General features: G+C 71.6%; 14 protein-coding genes. 8 read left to right on the top strand and 6 right to left on the bottom strand.

The features are described from left to right. Nucleotides 1-20 precede the first annotated feature (20 nt). Both AB0D31_RS26350 and AB0D31_RS26355 read left to right on the top strand, forming a co-directional pair. Complete coding sequence (locus AB0D31_RS26350; RefSeq protein WP_362727614.1) at nucleotides 21-665, top strand: hypothetical protein; 645 nt, start codon at nucleotides 21-23, stop codon at nucleotides 663-665. Nucleotides 666-846: 181 nt separating this feature from the next. After that, complete coding sequence (locus tag AB0D31_RS26355) at nucleotides 847-1,191, top strand: DUF2516 family protein (protein ID WP_362727616.1); 345 nt, start codon at nucleotides 847-849, stop codon at nucleotides 1,189-1,191. A 252-nt stretch (nucleotides 1,192-1,443) separates the two neighbouring features. On the opposite strand, the gene AB0D31_RS26360 is transcribed toward AB0D31_RS26355, so the two are convergent. The 3 genes from AB0D31_RS26360 to AB0D31_RS26370 form a co-directional block, all read right to left on the bottom strand. Further along, entirely contained in the window at nucleotides 1,444-2,694 is a 1,251-nt protein-coding gene (locus AB0D31_RS26360; RefSeq protein ID WP_362727618.1) for a SpoIIE family protein phosphatase, read from the bottom strand. 228 nt (nucleotides 2,695-2,922) lie between these two features. After that, complete coding sequence (locus AB0D31_RS26365) at nucleotides 2,923-3,999, bottom strand: NlpC/P60 family protein (RefSeq protein WP_362727620.1); 1,077 nt, start codon at nucleotides 3,997-3,999, stop codon at nucleotides 2,923-2,925. 293 nt (nucleotides 4,000-4,292) lie between these two features. Continuing rightward, nucleotides 4,293-5,090, bottom strand: a complete 798-nt coding sequence (locus tag AB0D31_RS26370) for a class I SAM-dependent methyltransferase (RefSeq protein ID WP_362727622.1) — start codon at nucleotides 5,088-5,090, stop codon at nucleotides 4,293-4,295. Nucleotides 5,091-5,426: 336 nt separating this feature from the next. On the opposite strand from AB0D31_RS26370, the gene mshA reads away from it, so the two are divergent. Both mshA and AB0D31_RS26380 read left to right on the top strand, forming a co-directional pair. Next, nucleotides 5,427-6,770, top strand: a complete 1,344-nt coding sequence (gene mshA / locus AB0D31_RS26375; protein ID WP_362727624.1) for a D-inositol-3-phosphate glycosyltransferase — start codon at nucleotides 5,427-5,429, stop codon at nucleotides 6,768-6,770. Nucleotides 6,771-6,907: 137 nt separating this feature from the next. Further along, nucleotides 6,908-7,402 (top strand): YbjN domain-containing protein, encoded by a 495-nt coding sequence (locus AB0D31_RS26380; RefSeq protein ID WP_362727626.1) that lies wholly within the window; start codon nucleotides 6,908-6,910, stop codon nucleotides 7,400-7,402. Between the two features lie 230 nt (nucleotides 7,403-7,632). On the opposite strand, the gene AB0D31_RS26385 is transcribed toward AB0D31_RS26380, so the two are convergent. After that, nucleotides 7,633-8,973, bottom strand: coding sequence for an MFS transporter (locus tag AB0D31_RS26385; protein WP_362727628.1), 1,341 nt, complete (start codon nucleotides 8,971-8,973; stop codon nucleotides 7,633-7,635). Between the two features lie 197 nt (nucleotides 8,974-9,170). Here AB0D31_RS26385 and AB0D31_RS26390 point away from each other — a divergent pair, with 197 nt between their 5' ends. Both AB0D31_RS26390 and AB0D31_RS26395 read left to right on the top strand, forming a co-directional pair. After that, nucleotides 9,171-9,932: a phosphoglyceromutase gene (locus AB0D31_RS26390; protein ID WP_362727630.1), complete on the top strand. Its 762-nt coding sequence runs from the start codon at nucleotides 9,171-9,173 to the stop codon at nucleotides 9,930-9,932. 316 nt (nucleotides 9,933-10,248) lie between these two features. Then, nucleotides 10,249-10,662 carry a hypothetical protein gene (locus tag AB0D31_RS26395; RefSeq protein ID WP_362727632.1) on the top strand — a complete coding sequence of 138 codons (414 nt, stop codon included), beginning with the start codon at nucleotides 10,249-10,251 and terminating at the stop codon, nucleotides 10,660-10,662. A 158-nt stretch (nucleotides 10,663-10,820) separates the two neighbouring features. Here AB0D31_RS26395 and AB0D31_RS26400 read toward each other — a convergent pair whose 3' ends face one another. Both AB0D31_RS26400 and phoU read right to left on the bottom strand, forming a co-directional pair. Further along, nucleotides 10,821-10,979, bottom strand: coding sequence for a hypothetical protein (locus tag AB0D31_RS26400; protein WP_267058547.1), 159 nt, complete (start codon nucleotides 10,977-10,979; stop codon nucleotides 10,821-10,823). A 188-nt stretch (nucleotides 10,980-11,167) separates the two neighbouring features. Further along, nucleotides 11,168-11,845 (bottom strand): phosphate signaling complex protein PhoU, encoded by a 678-nt coding sequence (gene phoU, locus AB0D31_RS26405; RefSeq protein WP_362727634.1) that lies wholly within the window; start codon nucleotides 11,843-11,845, stop codon nucleotides 11,168-11,170. A 198-nt stretch (nucleotides 11,846-12,043) separates the two neighbouring features. On the opposite strand from phoU, the gene AB0D31_RS26410 reads away from it, so the two are divergent. Beyond that, the gene (locus tag AB0D31_RS26410; protein ID WP_362727636.1) at nucleotides 12,044-13,321 is read left to right on the top strand and encodes an ATP-binding protein; all 1,278 of its coding nucleotides are present in this window, start codon (nucleotides 12,044-12,046) and stop codon (nucleotides 13,319-13,321) included. Next, entirely contained in the window at nucleotides 13,318-13,998 is a 681-nt protein-coding gene (locus AB0D31_RS26415; RefSeq protein ID WP_267058550.1) for a response regulator transcription factor, read from the top strand. Before AB0D31_RS26410 ends, AB0D31_RS26415 begins: the two co-directional genes overlap by 4 nt. Nucleotides 13,999-14,023 lie beyond the last annotated feature (25 nt).

Raw genomic sequence — 14,023 nt, forward strand, 5'->3', positions numbered from 1 at the left:
ACTGATCCGGGAGGACAGACATGGCCATCACCGATGACCTGCGCAAGACCCTCACCGACCCCACCCCCCTCTACTTCCTCGCCGGGACGGCGGACCTCGCAGGGCAGCAGGCCAAGAAGGTTCCGGCCCTGATCGAGAAGATCCAGTCCGAGGCGCCCGAGCGCATCGACGCCGTACGCCGCACCGACCCCAAGGTCGTGCAGGAGAAGGCCGCTGCCCGCGTCAAGGAGGTCCAGGCCGCCGTCACGACCCGCGCCACCGACCTGTTCGGCGCTCTCGACGGCGACTTCAAGAAGCTGGGCGAGAACGCCCAGGATCTCGCGCTGCGCGGCGTCGGCGTCCTCGCCGAGTACGCCGTCAAGGCGCGCGAGGGCTACGACTCCGTGGCCGAGCACGGCCAGGAAGTCGTCAAGCAGTGGCGCGGCGAGGCCGCCGACGAGATCGTCGAGATCGCCGGCGCCGTCGAGCCCACGAGCGAGACCCCGGCCGCGACACGCGAGCCCCTGGTCAAGGACGTGACCCCGGCCAACACCGAGACCGTCGGGACCGGCGGGACCGGTGGGGCGGGTGTCGGTGGCACGGCCGGTACGGCGGACGCGTCCGCCAAGAAGGCCGCCCCGCGCAAGGCCACGGCGAAGAAGACCGCGCCCAAGTCCGCGGAGTAGCGAAGCCCGGCCGGCTGACCGGCGCGGATTCCGGGCACAGTCCTGGGCAGGAACATGGGGCGGGCACCTTCCCGGTGCCCGCCTCGTTGTCCTAGTACCTTGGCCGCGAGGCGCTCTTCACGCCCACTTCACACCCATGACCCGATGGTTATCACGCAGGACTCACTAGGCGGTGCACGGCATGTTGCTCACGGGATTCAGCCTTCTCACATCGCTGCTCTATCTCGCGATGCTCGTCATCGCCGTGGTGGCGCTGGTCTTCGCCGCCCTGGCCCGCGAGGACGCCTATCGCGCGGCCGGCAAGCAGACCAAGCCCCTGTGGCTGATCATCCTCGGCGTCACCGTCGTGGTGAACCTGTTCGTGCCCATGCTCTTCCTGCAGCTCGCCGGGCTCGTCGCCTCGATCGTCTTCATGGTCGACGTACGCCCCGCGCTGCGGCAAGTCTCCGGCGGCGGCCGGGGTGGCCGTCGCGGCGGCGGCTCCAGCAGCGACGGTCCGTACGGCCCGTACAACGGCGGTCGCTGAGTCCGGGGTTCTTGAGGCCGGGCCCCCACCGCTGGCCGCTGTGTCTCCTCCGAGGTCCGGACCGGCCTCGCCGATCGACTGCTGACCGGTCGCGCTGACCGCTGCTGACCGGCCGCGCCGGCCGGCCCGCCGCGAAGACAGCTGCTGGCCGGCCACGTTGACCGGCCGCCCGGACCGCCGCTGACCGGCCTCGCTGACTGGCCGTGCTGACCGTCGCTGACCGGCCGCCGGGGCGACCGCGTTCTGCGGTCCTCAGGGCCGTCGGTCCTCGGGGCGCTTGCGCTCCAGGAGGAGGACCGCCACGTCGTCCGTCAGCTCGCCGCCGTTGAGGTCGCGGGCGCGGGTGACCGCTGCTTCGAGGAGTGCGTCGCCGCGCAGCCCGGACGCCAGCTGGCTGTTGATCATCTCCAGCATGCCGTCCTGCCCGAGGCGCTGGCCGCTGCCCTCGCCCGTGCGGCCCTCGATCAAGCCGTCGGTGTACATCAACAGGCCCCATTCCCGGCCCAGTTCGACCTGGCGGCGCGGCCAGCGCGCGCGGGGCAGCAGGCCGAGGGCGGGGCCGCTGTTCTCGTACGGGAGGAGCTGGGCCCGGCCGTTCAGGGCGATCAGCGGCGAGGGGTGGCCGGCCAGGCACAGGCCGGCCCTGCGGCCGTCCGGCGCGATGTCGACCGTGCACAGCGTGGCGAATATCTCCTCACTGTCGCGCTCGTGCTCCAGGACCTCCTGAAGGGTGGAGAGCAGCTCGTCTCCGCAGAGCCCCGCGAGCGTCAACGCCCGCCAGGCGATGCGGAGTTCGACCCCGAGTGCCGCCTCGTCCGGGCCGTGGCCGCAGACGTCGCCGATCATCGCGTGGACGGTTCCGTCGGGCGTACGCACCGTGTCGTAGAAGTCGCCGCCGAGCAGCGCGCGGGAGCGGCCGGGGCGGTAGCGGGCCGCGAAGAGCAGGTCCGAGCCGTCGAGCAGCGGGGTCGGCAGGAGCCCCCGCTCCAGCCGCGCGTTCTCCTGCGCACGCAGCCGCGACTCGGCCAGCTTGTACTGGGCCATGTCCGCGCGCTTGCGCTCCACCGCGTACCGGATGGCGCGGCTCAGCAGCCTGCCGTCCAGCTCGTCCCGGAAGAGGTAGTCCTGCGCGCCGACCCGGACCGCCTCCGCGGCGCGTTCCGCGTGCGTGGACGGGGTGAGGGCGAGCACGGCGTGGCGCGGGGCCAGGTGGAGCAGGTGACGCAGGGCCGCCAGCTCGTCGTCGGGGTCGCGGCCGGGCAGCGCGAGGTCCAGGAGTATGCAGTGGATGTCGTCGGTGAGCAGCCGCTCGGCCTCGGTGAGATTGCGGGCGGTGCGGATACGGACCCGGGTGCCGGCCTCGTCGAGGAGCTCGTGCACGGTGAAGGTGCCCGCCGGGTCGTCCTCGATGACCAGCAGGTTGAGCGGGCTGTCGGCGCTGCCCGTCTGGGCCTCCGGGGCGGCTCGCTGGTGCGGTACGGGTACGTGCTGGGATGCGGGCATCGTCGGTTCCGGATTCCTTCCCTCCCCCCGAGGGCGCGGAGGGACGCCGGTCGGCGCCCCACCAGCCGGGACCCTAGCGTCATCCACCGGTGCGGCGGAATGGCGATGGGTCGTTCATCACTGGCAGCCGGTTGGCATATGCCACATGCCCGATTTGTCGGGGCCCCAGGAAGTTGCGCCGTGCCCGGTACCGCCGGTAGCCGCGTGCCCGTGCGGCCCCTCGTGCGTCTAGGGCTTGTCCGGCCGTACGACGCCGAGTATCGGCATGGAGCCCGCTCCGGTGATCGTCACGGTCCGGCCGGGGCGGGGGGAGTGCACGATCGCGCCGTCACCGATGTACATGCCGACGTGGGTGGCGTCGGCGAAGTAGATGATGAGGTCGCCGGGGCGCATGTCCTTGACCGCTACGTGCGGCAGCTGCGCCCACTGCTCCTGCGAGGTACGCGGTATCCCGCGCCCGGCCGCGATCCACGCCTGGGAGGTGAGCCCCGAGCAGTCGAAGGTGTCGGGGCCGGCCGCGCCCCACACGTACCGCTTGCCGATCTGGTCGGTGGCGAACTTCACCGCCTTCTTTCCCTGCTCGCTCGCGGAGGTGCTGATGGCCTTCAGGACGCCCGTGCTCAGCCAGGCCGTCTGCGCGTCGAACTCCTTCTTGCGCTCAAGCTCGGCCAGGCGCTGACGCTCCTGCTCCTTCAGGTCGGCCTGGATCTTCTCGGCTGCCGCGATCTTGTCGTTGATGTCCTTCTTCGCGGCTTCCTTCTTGACCCGGTTGGCCTCCAGGTTCTTCCACTGGGCGGTGGCGTCCTTGCTGTAGGCCGTCAAGTCGGCCTGGGTTCTGTTCAGTTCGCCGAGCAGGCCCTGGGTGGCCTGCTGGCCCTGACGCAGCAGGTCGGCGCCGTTGAGGAAGCCGTCGGGGTCGCCGCTGAGCATCAACTGCGCGCCGGGCGGAAGGCCACCGTTGCGGTACTGCATCCGCGCCGTGGCACCCGCCTGGTCCTTCAGGCGCTTGATCTTCTCCCGGCCCTTCACCATCTCCTGGGCCAGCTTCACGATCTGCTCGGACTGCGCCTTGGTCTGCTCCTCGGCGAGGTTGTACGCGTCGGTGGCCACGGCTGCCTGCCGGTACAGGTCGTCTATCTGCCGGCTCACCTCCTCCAGGGTCCTGGGGCCACCGGTCTGGGGGGCAGACGGGCCCGACGGGGACGGCGCCGGGGCCGGCTCGGCGAACGCCGTGCCCGGCGCGGCCCACGCGGTCAAGGCGCACACCAAGGTGATCGCGGCCGCCAAGCGGCGCTTCTTCGGCACTGAGAACTCCCCCTCCAGCCAACACCCGACCCATACCGGAACACCGGGAACTCCAGATGTGATTTACCGTCAGTAACATCACACCGATGTCCGCGATGCTGCCACGCGCCCCGCCAAAACGACAGAGGCACCGGGGCGCCGGACGGGGCACGCCCCCTTTCGCGTTCCTCCGTCCGACCCGTCCCGTCTGACGAACCACGGACGCCACGCGTTCCGCCGGCCACGGGAGTTCACTCGTTGGACGACGTCGACAAGGGGCACGGCGGGCGCGCAGCGCCCGTTCCAGTCGTCCCTCAACGAGGCGCGAGCGCCGCCCAGTTCACCGTGACTTCGCCCTGGCGCCAGCGCCGTACGCCGTCCGTGACCGGCCAGTCGGTGCACAGAGCGCGTACGGAAGCGATCCAGCGCTGCCGCGCGCCGAGCGAGGCGTACGGGGCGGAAGCCGCCCACGCCCGGTCGAAGTCGCGCAGGAACGCGTGCACCGGCTCGCCCGGCACATTGCGGTGGATCAGCGCCTTCGGCAGCCGCTCCGCGAGGTCGGAGGGGCGTTCGAGGGAGCCGAGCCGGGTCGCGAAGGTCACCGTGCGCGGGCCGTCGGGGCCGAGCGCGACCCATACGTGGCGGCGCCCGATCTCGTCGCAGGTGCCCTCCACGAGCAGCCCACCGGGCGCGAGTCGCGCACAGAGGCGGGCCCAGACGGCCGCTACCTCGGCCTCGTCGTACTGGCGCAGCACGTTCGCCGCGCGGATCAGCGTCGGGGGCTCGGCCAGCGGCACCTCGAAGCCGCCGTGGCGGAAGGTGAGGCCGTCGCGCTCGTACGGCTTGGCGGCGGCGACCCGGGCGGGCTCGATCTCGATGCCGACCACCGAGACGGCCGGTGCGGCGGTGCGCAGACGCTGGAGCAGCTCCACGGCGGTCCAGGGAGCGGCCCCGTACCCGAGGTCGACGGCGAGCGGGGCGTCCGCACGGCGCAGCGCCGCCCCGTGCGCGTCGGCGATCCAGCGGTCCATGCGGCGCAGCCGGTTCGGGTTGGTGGTGCCGCGCGTGACGGTGCCGACGGGGCGCTTGGCGGGTGGGGCGGGTGGAGCCATGGGACGAGGGTAGGCGCCGCCCGGGCCGGGCTCGGGTGTCGCTGGGGCCTGGCTGGGGCCTGGCTCGGGCCGGAGGTCCGGCCCTGCCGTATGGACGGGACTGTGCGGGTTCGCCCCGCGTCATGAAGGGGGCGGCGCCGTTCGGTGGAGTGGTCGCCCGGCGTGTCCGGCAAGTTTTTGGCAAAGTGGAAATGAATGGACGGATTCCGGTGTTCGGGGCAGTGGAGGGGCGTGCCCGCATGCCTACTCCGCGTTCCCCGCAGTGCACCGATCAAGTCCTGAGCAGTGCACCGAGCGAGTCCTGAGGCAGTGCCCCGAGCCGAGGAGGGCCCCGACGTGAGCCAGTACGTGTCCCGGTTCACCGGCACCCTGGCGGGTCCGCCCCGGCTCCGGCTGCCCGGGGGACACCGCAAGCCGCGCCGGGTCGCCATGCTCAGCGTCCACACCTCTCCGCTGCACCAGCCCGGCACCGGCGACGCGGGCGGCATGAACGTCTACATCGTCGAGCTCGCCAAGCGCCTCGCCGCGATCAACATCGAGGTCGAGATCTTCACGCGGGCCACCACGGGCGGGCTCGCGCCGACCGTCGAGATGTCGCCCGGTGTGCTGGTCCGCCACATCGACGCGGGCCCGTACGAGGGCCTCGCCAAGGAGGAGCTGCCCGCCCAGCTCTGCGCCTTCACGCACGGCGTGATGACAGCCTGGGCGCGCCACCGGCCCGGCTACTACGACCTGGTCCACTCCCATTACTGGCTCTCCGGCCACGTCGGCTGGCTCGCCGCGCAGCGCTGGGGGGTGCCGCTCGTCCACGCCATGCACACCATGGCCAAGGTCAAGAACGCGGCGCTCGCCGAGGGCGACACCCCCGAGCCGGCCGCACGCGTCATCGGCGAAACGCAGATCGTGAACGCGTCGGACCGGCTCATTGCCAACACCGCCGAGGAAGCCGACGAGCTCGTCCGCTTCTACGAAGCCGACCCCGGCAAGGTCGCCGTCGTCCACCCCGGCGTGAACCTCGACCGGTTCTGCCCGGCGGACGGCCGAGCGGCGGCGCGCGACCGGCTCGGGCTGCCGCAGGACGCCTTCATTCCGCTCTTCGCGGGCCGCATACAGCCCCTCAAGGCCCCGGACATCCTGCTGCGCGCGGCCGCCGACCTCCTTGACCGCGACCCTTCGCTCCGCTCGCGCATGATCGTGCCCGTCGTCGGCGGCCCGTCCGGCAGCGGCCTCGCCAAGCCGGAGGGGTTGCAGAAACTCGCGGCCAAGCTCGGCATCTGCGACGTCGTACGGTTCAAGCCGCCTGTCGGCCAGGACCGGCTCGCGGACTGGTTCCGGGCGGCGTCCGTACTCGTCATGCCCTCCTACAGCGAGTCGTTCGGCCTGGTCGCCATAGAGGCGCAGGCGGCCGGCACGCCGGTGGTCGCGGCGTCCGTCGGCGGCCTTCCGGTGGCGGTACGGGACGGCTCGACCGGGTTCCTCGTGCAGGGCCACGACCCCGGGGACTACGCGACCGCGCTCCAGCGGTTCGTGGCGGAACCCGCCCTTGTGGAGCGCATGGGCGGGGCGGCCGCGCGGCACGCGCAGTCCTTCGGCTGGGGTACGGCTGCGTCGGCGACGGCGGATGTGTACGTGGCGGCGATGCAGGAGCACCGGCGGCGGGTGCGGTCCCACCACGGGTGAGCCCGGCCGGCCGGGCCCGGCTCTGGTCCGGCTCCGGCTCCGGCCCGGCGCCCGCCTCCCGCCTGGTCCGCCTCCGGCCGGTTCGCCCGCGCCCGGTCCACCCCGGGCTCGGGTGGGGGGTCGCGTAGGCTCGCGGCATGGCTGACGTGCGGCAGGTCATCGAAGCGGCCCTCAAGGACGCGGAGCTCTCGTGGGAGTCCCCGGAACCCGGCGCGTACGTGGTGACGCTGCCGGGCACCCGCAAACTCTCCACGACCTGCTCGCTGCGGGTCGGGCGGCACTCCCTCTCCGTGAATGCGTTCGTGGTACGCCACCCCGACGAGAACGAGCCGGCCGTCCACCGTTGGCTCCTTGAGCGCAACCTCCGTCTGTACGGCGTGAGTTACGCGGTCGACAGGCTCGGCGACGTCTACCTCGCGGGCAAACTCCCGCTCTCCTCGGTCACCCCGGATGAGCTCGACCGGCTGCTCGGGGTCGTCCTGGAGGAAGCGGACGGCTCCTTCAACACGCTGCTGGAGATGGGGTTCGCGTCGGCCATCCGGCGGGAGTACGCGTGGCGGGTGTCGCGGGGGGAGTCCACGGTGAACCTTGCGGCGTTCGAGCACCTGACGGGGGAGGCGGGGCGGGGCTGAGCGCGCGGGCTTTGCCGGCCCGTACGGCCACTTGTGGTGCGGCTCCTGGGGCTGCGCCCCAGACCCCGGGGGGTTTGCCCACCCGGCCGCCCGTTGCGCGGGGTTGGGCGGCCCGGCTCCTTGGGGCTGCGCCCCAGACCCCCGCGGGGACTTCGTCCCCCGCGCCCCTTTCGGGGCTCCGCCCCGGACCCGCGCACCCCTCTCTGGGCCCGAGCGCTCCGCCGGCCGGGTCAGACCGTGGAGCCCGTGCGGGGCTCGGCGAGCTCCGGTCGGGCGGCTGCCTCCACCCGCCCCGGTGCTTGACCTACGTCGGTCGCGGTCCCCGGTGTGGCCCTCGGTGTGGTCCCCGGCGCGGGCTTCGGCGTGGGCTCGGCAGGCAACCCCCGCATCAACGCCCAGTACCCCACCGCCGTCCCTGTCCCCAGCACCGCGCACGCGCCCCACAGCCACTCCGCGCCGAAGTGGTCGATGACGTAACCCGACATCAGCGGGGCGACCAGCGCCGCCACCGACCAGGACATCGTGTACACGCCCTGGTAGCGGCCGCGGCCATGGACGGGGGAGAGGCGGACGATCAGGCCGGTCTGGGTCGGCGCGTTCACGATCTCGGCCAAGGTCCAGACGCAGATCGTCAGGGCGTACACCGCCACCGAACCCGCGAACGCCGTCAGGCCGAACCCGTACCCGGCGAGCAGCGCCGAGACGATCAGCAGACGGCGCGGGTCGCGGTGCTGGGTGTAGCGGGTGACCGGGATCTGTACCGCCACGATCAGGATGCCGTTGACCGCGATCGCGAAGCCGAAGTCCGCGCTGGAGAACCCGTCCGTGCCCATCGCGACCGGCAGGCCCACGTAACCCTGCTGGAAAATAAGGGAGATGAGGAAGGACAGGCCGACCACTCCCATGAAGCGGCCGTCCTTCAGGACCGTACCGATACCGATCTCCGGCTCCGCCACCTTCTGCGCGGCCGTGCGCTCGGGGCGCGACTCCGGCAGCTTGAGGAAGACCACGACCGCGCACACCAGCGTCAGGGCCGCCTCGCCGAGGAAGCCGGCCAGGTAGCTGTACTGCGCGATGAAGCCCGCCGCCATCGACGAGACCGCGAAACCCAGGTTGATCGCCCAGTAGTTGAGGGAGAACGCGCGAACGCGGTCCTCGGGCTTCACGATGTCCGCCATCATCGCCTGCACCGCCGGTCGCGACGCGTTGCTCGCCATGCCGACGAGGAAGGCGACGCCTGCGATCGCGACCGGGTCGGTCATGAAACCGAGCAGCGCCACGGCGAACGCGGTCGAGGTCTGCGCGATGACGAGGGTGGGGCGGCGGCCGAGCCGGTCGGTCATGATGCCCGCGCCGATGGACGACACGACGCCGCCGAGCCCGTGCAGGGAGGCCACAAGTCCCGCGTACGAGGCCGAGTAGCCCCGGTCGAGGGTGAGGTAGAGCGCCAGAAACGTGGCGACGAAGGCACCGAGCCGGTTGATCAGCGTGCTCGTCCACAGCCACCAGAAGGCCCGGGGCAGCCCGGAGACGGTTTCCCGTGCGGCGATTCTCAGACTGGCTACGGACATGCGGTTTCCCCCGGAACTTGCCGCTCGGCGTGGCGCTCGGCGTGGTGCTGCCGTAAGTGGCGCAGCTGATGTCCGCACGTTACAAGTGGCCCGGTTTCGGGGGCCACCGAATTGACGGCGTCCGTCAATCGAGACGCCCCCGGGACCTTGGTCCCCGCGCGCGCGACGGCCCCGTAACGTCGATTAGGCTCGGACGCATGGCCGACGCACCGTACAAGCTGATCCTGCTCCGCCACGGCGAGAGCGAGTGGAACGAGAAGAACCTGTTCACCGGGTGGGTGGACGTCAACCTCACGCCGAAGGGCGAGAAGGAGGCGGCGCGCGGCGGGGAGCTGCTCAAGGACGCCGGCCTGCTCCCCGACGTGCTGCACACCTCCCTCCAGAAGCGCGCCATCCGCACCGCCCAGCTCGCGCTGGAGTCCGCGGACCGCCACTGGATCCCGGTGCACCGCAGCTGGCGCCTGAACGAGCGGCACTACGGCGCGCTCCAGGGCAAGGACAAGGCGCAGACGCTCGCCGAGTTCGGCGAGGAGCAGTTCATGCTGTGGCGCCGCTCGTACGACACCCCGCCGCCCGCCCTTGAGGACGGCACGGAGTTCTCGCAGAGCGACGACGCCCGCTACGCGACGATCCCGCCCGAGCTGCGCCCGCAGACCGAGTGCCTCAAGGACGTCGTCACGCGCATGCTGCCGTACTGGTACGACGGCATCGTCCCGGACCTGCTCGACGGCAAGACCGTCCTGGTCGCGGCCCACGGCAACTCGCTGCGCGCCCTGGTCAAGCACCTCGACGGCATCTCCGACGCCGACATCGCGGGCCTGAACATCCCGACCGGCATCCCGCTGGTGTACGAGCTCGACGCCGACTTCAAGCCCGTCAAGCCGGGCGGCACCTACCTCGACCCGGACGCGGCCGCCGCGGCGATCGAGGCCGTGAAGAACCAGGGCAAGAAGAAATAGGGCAGAAGGACGTAGGGCAGGAGGACGGCTTTTCCTCAGGCTCCACCGTCGCCCCGGCCGGCGTTCCCCGGCCGGCGTTCCCCGGCCGGGGGCGCCCGGCCGACGCTCCCGACCGTCTCGCCCCCCGACCGTGGCTCCGCAGCAGTCGGGGGGTCCTGCATTACTCGCCGTAGTCGTGCGCCCGCGCTCCGGTGGCCGTCCCGGGGTCCTGTGCATAGCCTCGAAGGCGCGTGTCGTCCGTGGCGAGCAACCCTTCCGTCTCGTCCCGGCGTACCGCACCTCGACCCCGGGGGGTTCGCCACGACGGGAGTTCAACGTGAAAGCCACCCTGCTCAGCCGCTGTGCCCGCCTCTCCGCGGCCGGTGTTCTGTCCGCCGCCCTGCTGGTCGCCGGAGGCGCCGGTACGTTCGCCTCGGCGGCCGCGAGTCCCAAGCCGACTCCGTCCGCGTCCAAGGCGGCCGGCTCCCTCACCGTGAAGGTCTCGCAGACCACGGTGAAGGCCGGCGACAAGGTGACGTTCTCGGGACGCACCAAGGGCATGCCCATAGGCAGCAAGCTGGTGCTCCAGCACAAGAAGGGCAGTAAGTGGACGACCCTGCAGGCCGGCACCGTCGTCAAGCAGGGCAGCAGCTACTCCTTCGACGCCAAGCTCAATGACAAGGGCAAGCAGGATCTCCGCATCAAGGCGGACAACGGCATCTCGGCGACGGTCACCGTCACCGTCAAGTGACCGGTTCAGCTGGGCGCCCACCTGGGTGACGCAGAGGGCTCGTGCCGCTCCGGCATCGTCAAGTAGCTGGTTCAGCACGGCACTTGCCCGGGTGACGCAGAGGGGCCCCGCCGCTGCGGCGGGGCCCCTCACGTGCCGGGTTCAGCTCGGTGGCGGGGTCAGCAGGAGCAGCCGCCGCACTGGCAGGGCGCGCCCGACTGGCAGCCGCAGCCGCAGCCCGAACCGCAGCCGCAGGCGCCGACCAGCGGCAGCCGGGTCACTTCGACGGGTGTGACGGGTACGTCCTGCCGTGGTTCGGTCGCGGGTGAATCGGCCATGGGTCCCTCCCGGGGTAGGCAGAACAATGAGCCTTCGCCCATTGCATTCCCACTCCGGCGGGCGCGTCAACGGCGCATGTGCGCAAGGATGTTGGAGCGCCGTACCACCCGACCCGTACGCCCGCGCCGTCCCCGCCGGCTCAGGCCCCCTCGGGCTGAAGCCCCCTCGGGCTCAAGCCCCCTCGGGCTCAGGCCCCTTCGGTCTGTGCCGGTGCCTGGAGTTCGTCGGCGTGTTCGCCGGTGACGAGGTAGACGACGCGCTTGGCGACCGACACGGCGTGGTCCGCGTACCGCTCGTAGTAGCGGCCGAGCAGGGTCACGTCGACGGCCGTCTCGATGCCGTGCTTCCAGCGGTCGTCCATCAGGTGCTGGAAGAGCGTGCGGTGCAGCAGGTCCATCTCGTCGTCGTCCTGCTCCAGTTGGAGGGCCAGGTCGACGTCCTTGGTGATGATGACCTCGGCGGCCTTCGCCATCAGGCGCTGGGCGAGCTGGCCCATCTCCAGGATGGTGGCGTGCAGGTCGTTCGGTACGGCGCGCTCCGGGTAGCGCAGCCGGGTCAGCTTGGCGACGTGCTGGGCGAGGTCGCCGGCGCGCTCCAGGTCGGCGCTCATACGCAGCGAGGTGACGACGATGCGCAGGTCGGTGGCGACCGGCTGCTGACGGGCGAGCAGGGCTATCGCGCGGGCCTCCAGGTCGTGCTGGAGGTTGTCGACCTTCTGGTCGGCGGCGATCACGTTCTCGGCGAGCTTCAGGTCTGCGTCGAGCATGGCCGTGGTGGCGCGCCCGATCGCCGACCCGACGAGCCGGGCCATCTCGACCAGGCCCTCGCCGATCGAGTCAAGTTCCTCGTGGTACGCGTCACGCATGGGTGTCCCTCTCTCAACGGTCTCCGGGGGCCGGGGGCGGCTGTGACCCCCACGCTCCCACGTTCCGTCCCGCACGCGTCCGGTTCGGCCACGGGAAGTGAACCATCCCCGTCACCTCGGTGAACTCTGGGCGACGAACGTTCGAGACGGCCCTCTTTTGGCTGGGAGAGTGTCGGTGCGGCCGCATAACCTGGACGCATGGACGTGAACGCGGCGGTCGCCGCATTGGCAGCGATCGCCGGCGTGTGCACCGGCGTGATCGCCATGCTGGCGTTCCGCTGGAGTGAGCGGGACCAGGCACGGCCCACCAGGTCGTCGCTGCACACCGACGCCGTGCTGCCCCCGGGCGTGGACACCGTCCTGTCGGTACTGCGTTCGTCCGCGGTCGTCCTCGACGAGAGCGACTCGGTGGTCAAGGCCAGCTCGGCGGCGTACGCGCTGGGCCTGGTCAGGGGCGGCAAGCTGGCCGTGGAGCCCATGCTGCACATGGCGCGCGACACCCGGCGCGACGGCGAGATACGGCAGGTCGAGCTCGATCTGCCCCGGCGCGGCACCGGCCGGGGCGAGGCCCTCGCGGTCTCCGCCCGGGTGGCGCCGCTCGGCTCCCGTCTCGTCCTGCTCCTGGTGGAGGACCTTACGGAGGCCCGCCGCATCGAGGCCGTACGGCGTGACTTCGTGGCCAACGTCAGCCATGAGCTCAAGACGCCGACGGGCGCGCTCTCCCTGCTCTCCGAGGCCGTCATGGACGCCTCGGACGACCCCGAGGCGGTCACCCGCTTCGCCGGCCGGATGCAGATCGAGGCGACCCGGCTCACCAACCTGGTCCAGGAGCTCATCGACCTCTCCCGGGTCCAGAACGACGACCCCCTTGAGGACGCCGAGCCGGTCCGCGTCGACGAGCTCGTCGCCGAGGCGATGGACCGGTCCCGCCACCCCGCCTCCACCAAGCAGATCACCATGGCCGCGGGCGGCACCGCCGACCTGTACGTGTGGGGCAACCGCGGCCAGCTCGCGGCGGCGCTCGGCAACCTCGTCGAGAACGCCGTGAACTACTCGCCGGCCAGGACCCGGGTCGGCATCGCCGGGCGGCGCATCGCCGCGCCGGGCGGCGATCTCGTCGAGATCGCCGTGACCGACCAGGGCATAGGGATCTCCGAGAAGGACCGCGAGCGGGTCTTCGAGCGGTTCTACCGGGTCGACCCGGCGCGCTCCCGCGCCACCGGCGGTACGGGCCTCGGCCTCGCCATCGTCAAACACGTGGCCGCCTCGCACGGCGGGGAGGTCACGGTGTGGAGCTCCGAGGGACAGGGCTCCACCTTCACCCTGCGGCTGCCGGAAGCCGGCGCCGTTCGGGACCGCGCTTCCGCGCGCGGCCCGGTCACGGTCGACGAGGACGACGACGTCCCGTACGAGACCTTCAGTTCCGCTGTGCCCCGTTCCCCCGCCATAGTTCCTGCCCCGGAGGTCCTTCCGTGACCCGAGTGCTCGTCGTCGAGGATGAGGAATCCTTCAGCGACGCCCTGTCCTACATGCTCCGCAAGGAGGGCTTCGAGGTCGCGGTGGCGGCCACCGGACCCGACGGCCTCGACGAGTTCGAGCGCAACGGCGCCGACCTCGTGCTGCTCGACCTGATGCTGCCGGGTCTGCCCGGCACCGAGGTCTGCCGTCAGCTGCGCGGCCGCTCCAACGTGCCGGTCATCATGGTGACCGCCAAGGACAGCGAGATCGACAAGGTCGTGGGCCTGGAGATAGGGGCCGACGACTACGTCACCAAGCCGTTCTCCTCGCGTGAGCTGGTCGCCCGCATCCGCGCCGTGCTGCGTCGCCGCGGCGAGCCGGAGGAGGTCACCCCGGCCGCCCTGGAGGCGGGCCTGGTCCGCATGGACGTCGACCGCCACGTGGTCACCGTCTCGGGCGCCAAGGTCGACCTGCCGCTCAAGGAGTTCGACCTCCTGGAGATGCTGCTGCGCAACGCGGGGCGCGTGCTGACCCGTATGCAGCTCATCGACCGGGTGTGGGGCGCGGACTACGTGGGCGACACCAAGACCCTCGACGTCCACGTGAAGCGGTTGCGCGCCAAGATCGAGCCGGACCCGGGCGCGCCGCGCTATCTGGTGACGGTCCGCGGCCTCGGCTACAAGTTCGAGCCGTAAATCGCGTGGGCTGCGTGCCCCGAGA

It is taken from the genome of Streptomyces sp. NPDC048361, from assembly GCF_040651795.1.
Taxonomy (GTDB): Bacteria; Actinomycetota; Actinomycetes; order Streptomycetales; family Streptomycetaceae; genus Streptomyces.